At 70.9% G+C, this 13,192-nt stretch carries 18 protein-coding genes; 10 read left to right on the forward strand and 8 right to left on the reverse strand.

Annotated features, from left to right (window positions below; all coding sequences use genetic code 11):
* The first annotated feature begins 191 nt into the window (after positions 1–191).
* Positions 192–773: a copper chaperone PCu(A)C gene (locus ACWEJ6_RS34740; RefSeq protein WP_352322347.1), complete on the forward strand. Its 582-nt coding sequence runs from the start codon at positions 192–194 to the stop codon at positions 771–773.
* Between the two features lie 55 nt (positions 774–828).
* On the opposite strand, the gene ACWEJ6_RS34745 is transcribed toward ACWEJ6_RS34740, so the two are convergent.
* Both ACWEJ6_RS34745 and ACWEJ6_RS34750 read right to left on the reverse strand, forming a co-directional pair.
* Positions 829–1,521, reverse strand: coding sequence for a response regulator transcription factor (locus ACWEJ6_RS34745; RefSeq protein WP_352355444.1), 693 nt, complete (start codon positions 1,519–1,521; stop codon positions 829–831).
* Positions 1,518–2,690: a sensor histidine kinase gene (locus tag ACWEJ6_RS34750; protein WP_387679874.1), complete on the reverse strand. Its 1,173-nt coding sequence runs from the start codon at positions 2,688–2,690 to the stop codon at positions 1,518–1,520. The genes ACWEJ6_RS34745 and ACWEJ6_RS34750 overlap by 4 nt, the downstream gene beginning before the upstream one ends.
* Before the next feature lie 132 nt (positions 2,691–2,822).
* Between ACWEJ6_RS34750 and phoU the strand changes: the two genes are divergently transcribed.
* Together phoU and ACWEJ6_RS34760 are read left to right on the forward strand one after the other, a co-directional pair.
* The gene (phoU, locus tag ACWEJ6_RS34755) at positions 2,823–3,467 is read left to right on the forward strand and encodes a phosphate signaling complex protein PhoU (protein WP_387679339.1); all 645 of its coding nucleotides are present in this window, start codon (positions 2,823–2,825) and stop codon (positions 3,465–3,467) included.
* Between the two features lie 201 nt (positions 3,468–3,668).
* On the forward strand, positions 3,669–4,406 hold the full coding sequence (locus ACWEJ6_RS34760) for an SAM-dependent methyltransferase (protein WP_452429262.1): 738 nt from the start codon (positions 3,669–3,671) through the stop codon (positions 4,404–4,406).
* 27 nt (positions 4,407–4,433) lie between these two features.
* Here the strand turns inward: ACWEJ6_RS34760 and ACWEJ6_RS34765 are convergent, their stop codons facing one another.
* The 4 genes from ACWEJ6_RS34765 to mshA all read right to left on the reverse strand — a co-directional run bounded on the left by ACWEJ6_RS34765 (position 4,434) and on the right by mshA (position 7,499).
* Complete coding sequence (locus ACWEJ6_RS34765; RefSeq protein ID WP_352319699.1) at positions 4,434–4,640, reverse strand: hypothetical protein; 207 nt, start codon at positions 4,638–4,640, stop codon at positions 4,434–4,436.
* 276 nt (positions 4,641–4,916) lie between these two features.
* Positions 4,917–5,660, reverse strand: coding sequence for a phosphoglyceromutase (locus ACWEJ6_RS34770; protein ID WP_352355458.1), 744 nt, complete (start codon positions 5,658–5,660; stop codon positions 4,917–4,919).
* 39 nt (positions 5,661–5,699) lie between these two features.
* Complete coding sequence (locus ACWEJ6_RS34775) at positions 5,700–6,179, reverse strand: type III secretion system chaperone family protein (RefSeq protein ID WP_357967206.1); 480 nt, start codon at positions 6,177–6,179, stop codon at positions 5,700–5,702.
* A 42-nt stretch (positions 6,180–6,221) separates the two neighbouring features.
* Entirely contained in the window at positions 6,222–7,499 is a 1,278-nt protein-coding gene (mshA, locus tag ACWEJ6_RS34780; protein ID WP_452429265.1) for a D-inositol-3-phosphate glycosyltransferase, read from the reverse strand.
* A gap of 94 nt (positions 7,500–7,593) precedes the next feature.
* Between mshA and ACWEJ6_RS34785 the strand changes: the two genes are divergently transcribed.
* Both ACWEJ6_RS34785 and ACWEJ6_RS34790 read left to right on the forward strand, forming a co-directional pair.
* Positions 7,594–8,340, forward strand: a complete 747-nt coding sequence (locus tag ACWEJ6_RS34785; RefSeq protein ID WP_358289304.1) for an SDR family NAD(P)-dependent oxidoreductase — start codon at positions 7,594–7,596, stop codon at positions 8,338–8,340.
* 5 nt (positions 8,341–8,345) lie between these two features.
* On the forward strand, positions 8,346–9,137 hold the full coding sequence (locus tag ACWEJ6_RS34790) for a class I SAM-dependent methyltransferase (RefSeq protein ID WP_397154074.1): 792 nt from the start codon (positions 8,346–8,348) through the stop codon (positions 9,135–9,137).
* A gap of 37 nt (positions 9,138–9,174) precedes the next feature.
* Here the strand turns inward: ACWEJ6_RS34790 and ACWEJ6_RS34795 are convergent, their stop codons facing one another.
* Positions 9,175–9,684: an O-acetyl-ADP-ribose deacetylase gene (locus tag ACWEJ6_RS34795; RefSeq protein ID WP_452429268.1), complete on the reverse strand. Its 510-nt coding sequence runs from the start codon at positions 9,682–9,684 to the stop codon at positions 9,175–9,177.
* A gap of 88 nt (positions 9,685–9,772) precedes the next feature.
* On the opposite strand from ACWEJ6_RS34795, the gene ACWEJ6_RS34800 reads away from it, so the two are divergent.
* The 5 genes from ACWEJ6_RS34800 to ACWEJ6_RS34820 all read left to right on the forward strand — a co-directional run bounded on the left by ACWEJ6_RS34800 (position 9,773) and on the right by ACWEJ6_RS34820 (position 12,485).
* Positions 9,773–10,129 (forward strand): BlaI/MecI/CopY family transcriptional regulator, encoded by a 357-nt coding sequence (locus ACWEJ6_RS34800; protein ID WP_352319711.1) that lies wholly within the window; start codon positions 9,773–9,775, stop codon positions 10,127–10,129.
* On the forward strand, positions 10,126–11,031 hold the full coding sequence (locus tag ACWEJ6_RS34805) for a M56 family metallopeptidase (RefSeq protein WP_452429270.1): 906 nt from the start codon (positions 10,126–10,128) through the stop codon (positions 11,029–11,031). The genes ACWEJ6_RS34800 and ACWEJ6_RS34805 overlap by 4 nt, the downstream gene beginning before the upstream one ends.
* A 61-nt stretch (positions 11,032–11,092) precedes the next feature.
* Positions 11,093–11,587, forward strand: a complete 495-nt coding sequence (locus ACWEJ6_RS34810; protein ID WP_352355473.1) for a helix-turn-helix domain-containing protein — start codon at positions 11,093–11,095, stop codon at positions 11,585–11,587.
* Between the two features lie 3 nt (positions 11,588–11,590).
* Complete coding sequence (locus ACWEJ6_RS34815) at positions 11,591–12,001, forward strand: hypothetical protein (RefSeq protein ID WP_352355475.1); 411 nt, start codon at positions 11,591–11,593, stop codon at positions 11,999–12,001.
* 124 nt (positions 12,002–12,125) lie between these two features.
* Entirely contained in the window at positions 12,126–12,485 is a 360-nt protein-coding gene (locus tag ACWEJ6_RS34820) for a DUF2516 family protein (protein ID WP_352319719.1), read from the forward strand.
* Positions 12,486–12,501: 16 nt separating this feature from the next.
* Here ACWEJ6_RS34820 and ACWEJ6_RS34825 read toward each other — a convergent pair whose 3' ends face one another.
* The gene (locus ACWEJ6_RS34825) at positions 12,502–13,110 is read right to left on the reverse strand and encodes an SGNH/GDSL hydrolase family protein (RefSeq protein WP_452429274.1); all 609 of its coding nucleotides are present in this window, start codon (positions 13,108–13,110) and stop codon (positions 12,502–12,504) included.
* Positions 13,111–13,192: the final 82 nt, after the last annotated feature.

The raw sequence follows: 13,192 nt of genomic DNA on the forward strand, positions 1-13,192 counted from the left end.
GTGAAATCCTCATAACTGCAGGTCAAAGCCGCATATTGGGGCTTGACAAGTCCTCGACCGTATGAATCGCATTTCCGGACATAGCGAATGACCTGCAGGGGTGCGGATATGACCATGGATTCAGGTGGATATGGTAGGCGCTGCCCAACACCCCATGCGCCATACCGCGCAAGAGCAAGGAGAACCCGCACGTGACCAGCCGTCGCTGGATTGTCGTAGCCGCCGCGTTCTTGGCAGCCCCCGTGCTCGCGGGCTGCGGGGCAGGATTCGACGCCAACACCAACAAGCCGTACGCCCCGAACGAGGCGGTCGCACTCATCGACCAGGGTGCTTATGGCACGCGCGGCATTCACATCCCGCAGGCGTTCATCCTCGGCCCTGACTCCGGCGCCCAGCTCCCGTGGCGCGGTTCAGCCCCGATCTACCTGAACATCCTCAACACCGCGGGCGCCGCCGACACGCTCCAGGCCGTCTCCGCGGGCTCGGTCGGGTCCGTGAAGGTCGCCACGCCGATCCAGCTTCCCCCCAACCAGCTCGTCAACACCGGCAAGCCGCAGCCCCAGCTGATGCTGGAGAGCATCTCCACGAGCCTCAGAGGCGGCGAGAGCGTGCGTCTGGACCTCCAGTTCGCCAACGCCGGGACAGTGACCCTGAACGTCCCTGTGGTCACGCGCAGCCGTGAGTTCAAGGACTACCCCGCCGCCCCCAACGCCACCCCGGTCGCGACGCCCTCGGCGTCGCCCACCCCCACGGCCACCGAAGAGGCCCACTGACGGCATGAGAGAACCCTTGTTCTGGTACGAACCCACGTACCAGAACAAGGGTCGTTCACTCCTCGGCGGCGTCGAACTTGTAGCCCAGGCCGCGCACGGTGAGGATGCAGCGCGGGTTCGACGGGTCCGCCTCGATCTTGGCCCGCAGGCGCTTGACGTGGACGTCGAGCGTCTTGGTGTCGCCCACGTAGTCGGCGCCCCAGACGCGGTCGATGAGCTGGCCGCGGGTGAGCACCCGGCCGGCGTTGCGCAGCAGCACCTCCAGCAGCTCGAACTCCTTCAGCGGCAGCTGCACCTGCGCGCCGCGCACCGCGACGACATGCCGGTCGACGTCCATGCGCACCGGGCCCACGGCCAGGACGGCCGTCTCCAGCTCCTCCACCACGTCGCCCTGACGGCGCAGCACCGCGCGGATGCGGGCCACCAGCTCCCGCGAGGAGAACGGCTTGGTCACGTAGTCGTCGGCGCCCAGCTCCAGGCCCACGACCTTGTCGATCTCGCTGTCCTTGGCGGTCAGCATGATGACCGGCACCTTCGAGCGCTGCCGCAGCGAGCGGCACACCTCGGTGCCCGGCAGGCCGGGCAGCATCAGGTCGAGCAGCACGAGGTCCGCGCCGTTGCGGTCGAACGTGTCGAGCGCCTCGGGCCCGGTCGCCGCGACCGACACCTCGAAGCCCTCCTTGCGCAGCATGTAGGACAAGGCGTCGGAGAAGGACTCCTCATCCTCAACCACTAGAACTCTGGTCATTTTGCGGTCTCCAGGGGAATCGAGGGTGGTACTGCCACCGCCGTGCCGCCGAAGGCGGGCAGACGGAGGGTGAAGGTGGAGCCGGAGCCTTCCTTGCTCCAGACGGACACCTCGCCCGCGTGGGCCGCGGCGACGTGCTTGACGATGGCCAGGCCGAGCCCGGTGCCGCCGGTCGCCCGTGACCTGGCCGCGTCGACGCGGAAGAAGCGCTCGAAGATGCGCTCCAGAGACTCCTCGGGGATGCCGATGCCCTGGTCGCTGACGCTGATCTCGACGGAGTCGCCGGCCGGACGGACGCTGACCACGACCCGCGTGTGCTCGGGGCTGTAGGCGACGGCGTTGTCGATGAGGTTGCGCAGGGCGGTGACGAGCAGCTCGTCGTCGCCCCAGATGCGCAGGCCCTCGGTGCCGCCGGTGACCAGCGTGATGTCTTTGGCCACCGCCTTGGTGTTGCAGTGGTCGATGGCGTCGTGGACGGCCTCGTCGATGGCGACCTGGCCCGGGGTGGGGATGGGCTCGGCGCCCTGGATCCTGCTCAGCGTGATCAGGTCCTGGACCAGGTAGGTGAGCCGGGCGGCCTCGTGCTGCATGCGCCCGGCGAAGCGGGTGACCGCCTCGGGGTCGTCGGCGGCGTCCTGGATGGTCTCGGCCAGCAGGCTCAGCGCGCCCACGGGGGTCTTCAGCTCGTGGCTGACGTTGGCGACGAAGTCGCGGCGCACCGCCTCGACCCTGCGCCGCTCGGTCTGGTCCTCGGCCAGCACCAGCACCTGGCCGTAGGAGCCGAGGGGGGCGACGCGGACGGCGAAGTTCGTCGTCTCCTGGCCGAACTTGTGGCCGGCGACGTCGATCTCGCTCTCGCGGATCTCGCCGTCGCGGCGTACCTGTCTTGCCAGTGCGAGCAGCTCCGCGGCCATCAGCCTGTCGCCCTTGACCAGCCCGAACGCGCGCGCGGCCGAGCTGGCGCGCAGCACGCGGTCGTGCGCGTCGAGCACGACGGCGGACGAGGGGAGCACGGCGAGCACGGAGGCCACGCCCTGCGGCAGCGCCGCTCCGGTCTCGACGCCGTCGGCTGAATCGGTCCTCTTCGGAGCCTCGATCTGGTTCCGGTAGAACAGGACCGCCAGGGCTCCCACGACGAACCCGGCCAGGGCCGCGAAGCTCATGGCCATCTCACTCATGCCTCCGATGGTAGGTGGCGAAGCCCAAGGGACAGACCTCTCACCTGCGGATGAACGGCCCTTTCCTGGAAAGTTCATCTCGCAGTAGAGGTTCGTTCATCGAGCGGCACGTACGGTGACGACATGCGCGACGCGTACCATGAAGAACTTGATCTCCTGACGGGCAAGCTGGTCGAGATGACGAGGCTGGTCCGCTCGGCCATCTCCCGTGCCACCACGGCCCTCCTCGACGCCGACCTCCAGCTCGCCGAGAGCGTCATCTCCCGCGACCAGGAGGTGAACGCCCTCTTCGCCGACATCGAGACGTCGATCTTCGAGCTGATGGCCAGGCAGCAGCCGGTCGCGGTGGACCTGCGAATGGTCATCACTGCGCTGCGCATGGGCACCGACCTCGAACGCATGGGCGACCTCGCCGTCCACGTGGCCAAGGTGGCCCGGCTGCGGCACCCCGACTCGGCCATTCCGCCCGAGACTCGCTCGACCATCGTGGAAATGGGGCAGATCGCCGAGAACCTGGTCACCAAGGCCGGGAGCTGCGTGGCCTCCAGGGACGTGGAGTCGGCCCTTGAGCTGGAGGAGGATGACGACGCGATGGACCGGCTGCACCGCCGGCTGTTCCGCAACATCCTGGCCAAGGACTGGCAGCACGGCGTGGAGCCGGCGATCGACATCACACTGATCGGCCGGTACTACGAGCGGTACGCCGACCACGCGGTACGGGTGGCGCGGGACGTCGTCTACCTGGTCACTGGCACCCGTCCCAGCTGACGGCCTCCCGGAGGCGAGCTCTTCACCCGGACGCAGCGGGCGGCACCTGTCGGGGGGCCGCCCGCTTCGCACGTCCCCGGCCGGGCACGGGGCGATCCGGCGGGACGAACAGCGGCAAGCAGCGACAGACGCCCGCCAAGCGCCCTGTCTCCTGGCCAAAAGCGGATGCGGTGACGTCTCCGCATGTGGCAGGCTCCGCCGGTGAATCGTGAACAGATCTCCCGACTCGCCCACGCGGACCATCCGATCGCGGCTCCGCTCGACGACGACTCGGTGCGCCGCCTGCTCGACCGCGCCCTCCCCGAGGGCGGCTCACGCGTGCTCGACCTCGGCTGCGGCGGCGGGGAGTGGCTGCTGCGCGCGCTGGGCACGCATCCCAAGCTGCGGGCGGAGGGCGTGGACATCGCCGAGGGCTCGCTGGCGCACGCCCGCGCGAGCGCGGAGGCGCTCGGCGTCCACGACCGGCTCGTCCTCCATCGTGCGGACGCCGCCGAGTTCACCTCGCCGCACGCGTTCGACCTGGTGATCAGCGTCGGGGCGACGCACGCGTTCGGCGGCCTTCCGCCCACGCTCGCGGCGGCGCGCGAGCACCTGGCACCCGGCGGGCGCGTCCTGGTCGGCGACGGTTTCTGGGCCGGGGAGCCGTCCGCCGAGGCGGTGGAGATGCTGGGCGAGCTCACCGGCCTGCCGGCCCTGATGGACCGCGTCACCGCCGACGGCTGGACGCCGGTGCACGGCCACATCAGCACCCGCCAGGAGCTCGACGACTACGAATGGGCCTGGACGGGCTCGCTGGCGTCCTGGGCTCTGGACAACCCCGACCATCCGGACAGGTGCGAGGCCCTCACGACGGCCGACACCCACCGCGCCGAGTGGCTGCGCGTCTACCGGGACGTCTTCGGGTTCGTCACCCTCGTCCTGCGCCCGACGTCCGACTGACGGGCCGCGCCCGCCCCTCGGTCGACGTCAGGAGGCCGCCTGCCGGCTCCTGCACACATGCCGCCGCGCCAGCTCGGCCCAGACCGCGGCGGCACGGGCGTACGGGCCCCTGGCGGTCTCCTCGTGGTCCCCGCGCTCGGTGACCCGCCGCACGAAGAACTGCGCCGCCTCGAAGCACAGGACGTACTCCTCGCAACAGGACGCTTCGACCACGCGTACGAGCCCGCGCGACACATGGGGCTCCCACGTCGGCACGTCAGACCGTCCCGCCCGGAACGCGGGCTTCCCCGGCGGACGGAAGGGGGCAGGAGCGCTCAGCTCTGGCAGAGGTGCTCACATCCCCGAAAGCATAGGCACCTCGCCGCAAGACGGCCCACACATTTCAGTGTCCGGCATCAGTGACATACCTTCCCCGCCGCCGACGCCAAGCCCCGAGCCCTCGCACGGTCGTGCGAAGGCGCCTCGCGCGGCACGCCGGGCGCCGCGCGAAGCGCCCGAAGGGCTGTGGGGTCAGCGGCCCTGGTTGGCCACTGCTTCGATGGCGGCCTTGGCGGCCTCCGGGTCGAGGTAGCGCCCGCCGCGCACCTGCGGCTTGAAGTCGGCGTCCAGCTCGTACGCCAGCGGGATCCCCGTGGGGATGTTGAGCCCGGCGATGTCGTCGTCGCCGATGCCGTCGAGGTGCTTGACCAGGGCCCGCAGCGAGTTGCCGTGCGCGGTCACCAGGACCGTGCGCCCCGCGGCCAGGTCGGGGACGATCTCGTCGTACCAGTACGGGAGCATGCGGTCGACGACGTCCTTCAGGCACTCCGTGCGCGGCATGAGCTCCGGCGGCAGGAGGGCGTAACGAGGGTCGCCGGCCTGGGAGTACTCGTCGTCGTCGGCGATGGGCGGCGGCGGCACGTCGTACGAGCGGCGCCAGAGCATGAACTGCTCGTCGCCGAACTCCTCACGCGTCTGGGCCTTGTTCTTGCCCTGCAGGGCCCCGTAGTGGCGTTCGTTCAGCCGCCAGCTGCGCTTGACCGGGAGCCAGAGCAGGTCGGCCTCGCCCAGGGCGAGCTGGGCCGTCTGGATGGCCCGGGTCAGGAGGCTGGTGTGCAGGACGTCGGGCCGCAGACCGGCCTCCTGCAGGAGCCGGCCGCCGCGCCGGGCCTCGTCCTCGCCCTTGGCCGACAGGCTGACGTCCACCCAACCGGTGAACAGGCCCTTCGCGTTCCAGTCGCTCTCACCGTGCCGTAGCAGCACCAAAGTCGCCATGCGGCCAATCCTATGGCCGCCGCCCGGAGCGCCGGCAGGTCACTGCCCGGGGTCGGCGAATCGGGCGAAAGCCTGCAGGTTGGCCAGGGATTCGCCGCGTTTGGCACGCCACTCCCACTCCCGCCTGATGGAGGAGGCGAAGCCCAGCTCCAGCGCCCGGTCGAACCAGTCGTCGGCGTACGTCAGCACGCAGCCGAGCAGCCGGTCGACCTCCTCCTCGCTGACGGCGGCCAGCGGCACCCGGCCGACCAGATAGACGTCGCCGACGGGGTCGAGGGAGAAGTGCACGCCGTACATGGCGCCGTTCTTGCCGAGGAGCCAGCGGTAGAACTCCTCGTGGTTCTCGTCCGGCTGGCGGCAGAAGAACGCCTCGACGTGCAGCACCCGCTCGCCGACGATCAGCCAGGTCATGGTGGCGAGCTTGTGCTGTCCGGGCAGCTTGACCAGGAACGCCCCGGGCCGCGGCTCGTCGTAGGAGACGTCCGCGGCCTTGAGCGCGGCTTCGACGACATCGCGCATGGGATACAGCTTAGGAGCGCGCGACGTGAGGCCGTCCAGCCGCTAGAAGTTGAGCGCCACGGGCACCTTGTGCAGATTCGCGACGGCGCCCGCGTACACCTCCATGAGCCGGCCCGCCGTCGCCTGCCAGCCGAAGGCGGCCGCGTGCGTGCGCGCCCCCCGAGACAACTGCTCACGCCAGTCCGGCAGGGTGACCAGGCGGTGCAGGACGCGGGCCCATTCGTCGGGGTCGTGCCCGTCCACCAGCACGCCGGAGACCCCGTCGTGGACGGCGGTGCGCAGCCCGCCCACGGCCGCGGCGGCGACCGGCGTCCCGCAGGCCTGCGACTCCAGGGCCACGAGCCCGAACGACTCGCTGTAGGACGGCACGACCGTCACGTCCGCCGCCCGGTACCAGTCGGCCAGTTCCTCCTGCGGGGCCGGCGGCACGAGCCGGACGACGTCGGAGATGCCCAGCTCACCGGCCAGTTCGGTGAGGATGGACGGCCGGGCGAGCCCGTTGCCCGACGGCCCGCCGACGCAGGCGACGACCAGCCGGCCGCGCAGCGAGGGGTCGTCGATGAGCATGCGCGAGGCCGCGCGCAGCAGCACGTCGGGGGCCTTGAGCGGCTGGATGCGGCCGACGAACAGCAGCACGCGGGCGTCCTGCGGCAGGCCGAGCCGCTGCCGGGCGGCGCCCTGCGAGGCGGGCTGGAAGACGGTGAGGTTGACGCCGGGGTTCACGACGGCCACCCGCTGCCGGGCGGCGCCGTACAGGTCGATGAGCTCGCGGGCCTCGTCGGCGGTGTTGGCCACGAGGCGGTCGGCGATCTCCACGACCTGTTCCTCGCCCACCACGCGGGCCTGCGGCTCCGGCTTGTCGTCCTGGGCGAGCAGCAGGTTCTTGACCTTGGCCATGGTGTGCATGGTGTGCACGAGCGGCACGCCCCAGCGCTCCTTGGCCAGCCAGCCGACCTGCCCGGACAGCCAGTAGTGGGAGTGGATGACGTCGTAGTGACCCGGTTCGTACATGGCCTCGGTGCGCAGCACCTCGGACAGGAACGCGCACAGCTGCCCGGGAAGGTCCGCGCGGTCCATCTCCTCGTACGGCCCTGCCGTCAGGTGACGTACCAGGACGCCTGGGGCGAGTTCGGCCACGGGTGGCTGGTCGCGGGCGGTGGCCCTGGTGAAGATCTCCACCTCCACGCCGAGTTGCGCCAGCCTCCTGGCCGACTCGACGATGTACACGTTCATCCCACCGGCGTCGCCCGTGCCGGGCTGGTCCAATGGCGATGTGTGCATGCTGATGGTCGCGACCCGGCTGACCCGTCGTCGCCTCACTCGACATCACCTCCAAGCGGAATACAACTATCCGAATTTTTTCGACATTCCCTGCCGCGGTTCGCACCGCGTCCGCCCTGGCAGGATGAGGGGCATGCAGAGAACGGCAGTGGTGACCGGCGCGAGCGGCGGGATCGGCGAGGCGACCGCGCGGCGGCTCGCCGCTGAAGGTTACGTGGTGGTGGCGGGCGCACGACGCCGCGACCGGCTGGACAAGCTGGCCGCGGAGGTGCCCTCGATCAGGCCGGTGACGCTCGACGTGACCTCTCAGGAGTCGGTCGACGCGCTGGTCGGCTCGCTCGACCGCTGCGACGTGCTGGTCAACAACGCCGGTGGCGCGCTCGGCATGGAATCGGTCACGGACGGCCTTCTGGACGACTGGCAGCAGATGTACGACACGAACGTACTCGGCTCCCTACGCATGACCCAGGCGCTGATCCCCAAACTCGTGGAGTCGGGCGACGGCGTGCTGGTGATGCTGACCTCGACCGCCGCCCTGGTCTCGTACGAGGGCGGCGGTGGCTACTGCGCGGCCAAGCACGCCCAGTCCGCGATGGCCGAGACCCTCCGCCTGGAGCTGGTCGGGCAGCCGGTCCGGGTGGTCGAGATCGCGCCGGGCATGGTCAAGAGCGAGGGCTTCGCGGTCACCCGCTTCCGCGGCGACGAGACGGCCGCCGCCCGCGTGTACGAGGGCGTCCCCGACCCGCTGTCCGCCGACGACGTGGCCGACGCCATCGCCTGGTGCGTGACCCGCCCGTCGCACGTCAACATCGACCGCCTGGTGATCAGGCCGCGCGCCCAGGCCGCCCAGCACAAGGTGCACCGCGTCAGCGGCGGCTGAGCCCGATGGCCAGACCGGTCGGCGCGATCACCCGCGGCACGACGTGGCACAACCGGCTGCGCCGGGTCGACCGCTGGACGGCCGCCGTGCACGGCCCGGCCCTGCGCGCCGCCGTCCGCCCGCTCGTCGTCGACCTCGGCTACGGCGCCTCGCACACGACCACGCTTGAGCTGTTCACCCGGCTGCGCGCGGTCGCGCCCGACGTCGAGGTGGTCGGCATCGAGATCGACCCGGCCAGGGTGGCCCTGGCCAAGCCGTACGAGCGGGAGGGGCTGAGCTTCGCGCTCGGCGGCTTCGAGCTGCCCGTCCCGCGCCCGCCGACGCTGGTCCGCGCCTTCAACGTGCTGCGCCAGTACGGCGAGGCGGAGGCGTGGCACTACTGGGACGTGCTGTGCGGCAAGCTGGCCCCCGGCGGCGTGCTGGTCGAGGGCACCTGCTCCGAGACCGGACGGCGAGCGGTCTGGGTGGGCCTGTCCCCCGACGGCCCGCGCACGCTGACGTTCTCCGCCCGTTTCGACGCCTTCGAGCGGCCTTCCGACCTGGCCGACCGGCTGCCGAAGACCCTCATCCACCGGAACGTGCCGGGTGAGCGCATCCATGCGTTCCTGCGCGACTTCGACCACGCGTGGGCGGTCAGCGCCCCTTACGGGGTGCACGGGCTGCGGCAGCGCTGGCTGGCGTCCGTGCGGCTGCTGGCCGGGCAGTGGCCGGTGGCGGTGCGCCCGCCGCTCGGCGGCCCGGCCCGCTGGCGGCTGGGCGAGCTGACACTGCCCTGGTCGGCGGTGGACCCGCGCTGACGGATCCGGGCCATCGGGAGAGCTGACGGGATCCGGGCTATCGGGAGAGCTGGGCGAGGAACACCTCGTAGGCGGCGGTGTCGAACAGCACGAACCTGACCTCCTCCACCGACGTCCCGGCCGCGCGCACGGCGGCGACGGCGATGCGGGCGGCGTCGTCGAGCGGCCAGCCGTAGACGCCCGTGGAGATCGCGGGGAAGGCCACCGTCCGCGCGCCCAGCTCGTCCGCCACCCGCAGCGACTCCTGGTGGCAGGAGGCCAGCAGCTCGGAGCGGTCCTGCGACCTGGAGTAGACCGGCCCGACCGTGTGGATCACCCAGCGGGCCGGCAGCAGCCCGGCGGTGGTGGCGACGGCCCGGCCGGTCGGCAGGCCCTTGCCGTAATGTCCGGCGCGCAGCCGCCTGCACTCCTCCAGGATCGCCGGCCCGCCGCGGCGGTGGATGGCGCCGTCGACGCCCCCGCCGCCGAGCAGCGAGGAGTTGGCCGCGTTCACGATCGCGTCGGCCCGCTGCTCGGTGATGTCGCCCTGCACCAACGTGACATTCATCTCACCGAGCCTGCCAGGCGGGGTTCCGCGCCGCCACTTGCCGCTCCCGGATGCCAGCTCGACGCTCTGTAGAGCTACCCTGAAGGGCGTGAAGGGTCTTGGCGAGCTTGAGCGCAGCATCATGGACATCCTCTGGGCGGAGCACAACCCGCTGACCGCCCGCGAGGTCGGCAGGCTCATTGCCGATCGCGACCTCGCCCCCACGACGGTGATGACCGTACTCGACCGCCTCACGCGCAAGGGCTTCCTGGAGCGCACCAGGGACGGCCGCGCGTGGCGTTACGAACCGGCCGCGAGCCGTGACGCCTACATCGCCGAGCTTATGCTTGAGGCGTTGGACCTGACGGGCGACCGATCGGCCGCCCTGACCCGCTTCGCCCAGGCCGTGTCGGGCCCGGAGGCGGAGATCCTGCGGAGAGCTCTCACGGAGCTGGAGGAAGAGTGATCACGGCAGCGGTGCTAGCGGCGCTCGCCACGGCGTGCGCGCTCGGCTCCTGGCGTTTCACGACGGCCCGGTGGACCTCCCGCGCCCCGAGGCTCGCCATCATCGTCTGGCAGTCCCTGGGCGTGGCCTGGGGGCTGGCCACCACCGGCGCCATGCTGGCCTACGCGGTCCTGCCCTACAACGTGGGCGTGCTGCCGGGGCTGATCGCCTTCGCCCGCGGCAGGACGCCGGCCGAGGCCTGGGACCCGCTGCACGTCCTGGCCATGATCGCCGGTCTCACGTCGCTGGCGGTGCTGGTCGTGGTGCTGCTGACGGCCGGCGTGCAGGCGTTGCGCGCGCGGCGGCGGCATCGCGTGCTGCTCGCGCTGATCTCCCGCGACGATCCGGGCGTGCCGGGGGTGCGGGTGCTCGACCATCCCAGCGCGGCGGCGTACTGCGTGCCGGGGCTGCGCTCGCAGGTCGTGGTCAGCGCGGGCGCGCTTGAGCTGCTGTCGCCCGACGAGATGGCGGCCGTGCTGGCGCACGAGGCCGCCCACGTGCGCGAGCGGCACGACCTGGTGCTGCTGCCGTTCGCCGCGCTGCGCCGGGCGCTGCCCTGGTCGAAGGTGGTGGCCGACGCGCAGGCGCAGGTGGAGCTGCTGATCGAGATGGCCGCCGACGACCGCGCCCGCCGCTACTGCTCACCGCGCAGGCTCGCGACCGCGCTGCTCAGGTTCGGTACGGCCGGCGCCATGCCGACCCCGCAGGGCATGCTCGGCGTGCACGCGCACAATGTCATGGCCAGGGTGGACCGCCTGATCAAGCCAGGGCCGGAATTGTCAGCATTTGTCCGGTACGGCTACCTCGCCCTCTCTGTGAGCTTGCTCACCACCACCCCCTTCCTGTGGGTCTACCAGCTCTGACTGCTTGCAGGTGTTAGCCGTTCCGTTTGCAATTGCAAGCACGGGACGGCAGACTGTGGGTATGGCACTACCGAAGGTCGGCTCGATCGGCGAGTACATCCGCGAGCAACGGCAACAGGCGAAGATCTCGCTGCGCCAGCTCGCGCAGGCGGCAGGGGTCTCCAACCCCTACCTGAGCCAGATCGAGCGCGGGCTGCGCAAGCCGAGCGCGGAGATTCTCAACCAGATCGCCAAGGGTCTGCGCATCTCCTCGCAGGCGCTCTACGTGCAGGCCGGCCTCATCGAGGACCGGGAGCCGCCGAGCGACGTGATCACCGCCGTCAACGCCGACACGCTGCTCACCGAGCGGCAGCGCCAGGTGCTGATCGACATCTATGAATCGTTCCGCAAGGAGAACCGCACCGAGGGCGAGCAGACCTCCCAGAACGCCCGCCCTCAGCACGACTCCACCGCGGACGACGAGCCGCCGCTGCCCGAGGAGTATCTCGCCGCGCTTGAGCCCTACGCGGCCTCCCCCGGCAACGGGACCGTCACCCAGGAAACCAAGGAAGGTTAACCCATGACGCTTGCCACCGAGGTCAAGAAGCTCACCGACTCCAAGCCGTTCTACGCCTTCGCCGGCGCCGGCGACTTCGCCGTCGAGAAGCTGCGCGAGCTGCCCGAGCAGCTGCGTCAGCTCCAGTCCCGCCGCTCGGAGCTGGCCAGGGACCTGCCGGAGAAGACCCGCGCGTACGCCGACAAGGCCGAGGGCTTCGTCCGCGAGTTCCCGGACAAGGCCCGCGAGTACGCCGACCAGCTGAGCAGCAAGGCCACCGAGGTCTACGAGGACTTCGCCACCCGTGGCCGCAAGGTCGTCAGCAAGACGACCGGCGAGGCCGCCCTTGAGCTGGAGGAGGTGTCGGAGGCCGCCGAGCCGCCCGTCGCCGAGCCCGTCAAGAAGACCACGCGCACGCCTCGGGCCAAGGCCTGAGTGAGCGAGCGGGCCCGCCTCTTCGGAGGCGGGCCCGCTCCTGTTCCGGTGCCCGCTTGCGGGGGACGCCTATTAGGCTGGGGCCGATTTCATCGCGGCGTTGGGTGGAGCCAGCAACATGAATATGATCAACGGCGTTTTCAACTTCCTTTTCCTGGTGCTCGCCGCCGTCATCTTCGGCATGTCGGTCTACGCGCTGGTGCACGCGGCGCGCGTGCCGACCAACGCGTTCGTCTCGGCGGGCAAGCTGCAGAAGAAGATCTGGGTGCTCATCCTCGCGCTGGCGACCCTGCTGTCCGGCGGCGGCGCGCTGGGCTACTTCAACGACTTCATGCTGATCGGCGGCTTCCGGTTCATCGGCCTCAACGGGCTCGGCCTGTTCTCCATCCTGGCCGTCATCGCCGCCACGATCTACATCGTCGACGTCAAGCCCGCGGTCAAGGGCATGGGCCGCGGCAACAGCGGCCCCTACGGCCCCTGGTAGGCCGGCCCCGCCCGGATCAGGCCAGCTCCGCCGCCAGCCACGCGGCGATGCGCTCGTGCCCGGCGAACGTGGGATGCACGCCGTCGGGCAGCACCGTCTCCGACGGCCTGCCGGTCACCCATTTCCGGCGCATCGGGTCGAGGAACGGCACGCCCGCGGCGTCGGCCACCTCCGCCAGGGCGTCGCGCACCCGGTAGGCCTTGGCCGGGGTGTCCTCCAGCCAGATCGGGCCGACCATGACGACCTTGGTGACCGGCCAGCGGCGGCGCACCTCGGCGAGCAGGGCGGCGGCGGCCGCGCGCACCTGCCCGGTGCTCCAGCGCTGGTCGTTGTGGCCGCCGGAGATGACCAGCACGTCGGGGGCCGGCCGCCAGGCCAGCTCCTCCTCGAACGACCGCCGGAACGTGCGGCCCACCTTGCCCTCGTTGAGATAGCCGGTGCCGCCGGCGCCGGCGATGACCGGCTGCCAGCCGAGCAGCCGCGCCGACTCCGAGGCATAGGTCCGCCAGGGCGGCACCGGGCCGGATCCGACGGTGAAGCTGTCGCCCACGAACATCATCACGGGAACCGCCGGACGGGCGGGAGGGACGGCCTCGGGCGGCCGCTGCGGCGGCGTCCGGGCCACCGCACTCGTACATGCCGAAATTCCAGCAAATATCCCCATTAGTGCGACGACCGGGGCGATTCTTCCTCGAAGCATCAGGCCA

The organism is Nonomuraea sp. NPDC004702 (genome assembly GCF_053601695.1).

Coding starts and splice junctions, on each gene's coding strand:
- ACWEJ6_RS34790 (WP_397154074.1), top strand. CDS start 8,346: ATGGCCAGACCGGTCGGCGCGATCACCCGCGGCACGACGTGGCACAAC.
- ACWEJ6_RS34785 (WP_358289304.1), top strand. CDS start 7,594: ATGCAGAGAACGGCAGTGGTGACCGGCGCGAGCGGCGGGATCGGCGAG.
- ACWEJ6_RS34815 (WP_352355475.1), top strand. CDS start 11,591: ATGACGCTTGCCACCGAGGTCAAGAAGCTCACCGACTCCAAGCCGTTC.
- ACWEJ6_RS34795 (WP_452429268.1), bottom strand. CDS start 9,684: ATGAATGTCACGTTGGTGCAGGGCGACATCACCGAGCAGCGGGCCGAC.
- ACWEJ6_RS34820 (WP_352319719.1), top strand. CDS start 12,126: ATGATCAACGGCGTTTTCAACTTCCTTTTCCTGGTGCTCGCCGCCGTC.
- ACWEJ6_RS34750 (WP_387679874.1), bottom strand. CDS start 2,690: ATGGCCATGAGCTTCGCGGCCCTGGCCGGGTTCGTCGTGGGAGCCCTG.
- ACWEJ6_RS34775 (WP_357967206.1), bottom strand. CDS start 6,179: ATGCGCGATGTCGTCGAAGCCGCGCTCAAGGCCGCGGACGTCTCCTAC.
- ACWEJ6_RS34745 (WP_352355444.1), bottom strand. CDS start 1,521: ATGACCAGAGTTCTAGTGGTTGAGGATGAGGAGTCCTTCTCCGACGCC.
- ACWEJ6_RS34810 (WP_352355473.1), top strand. CDS start 11,093: ATGGCACTACCGAAGGTCGGCTCGATCGGCGAGTACATCCGCGAGCAA.
- ACWEJ6_RS34770 (WP_352355458.1), bottom strand. CDS start 5,660: ATGGCGACTTTGGTGCTGCTACGGCACGGTGAGAGCGACTGGAACGCG.
- phoU (WP_387679339.1), top strand. CDS start 2,823: ATGCGCGACGCGTACCATGAAGAACTTGATCTCCTGACGGGCAAGCTG.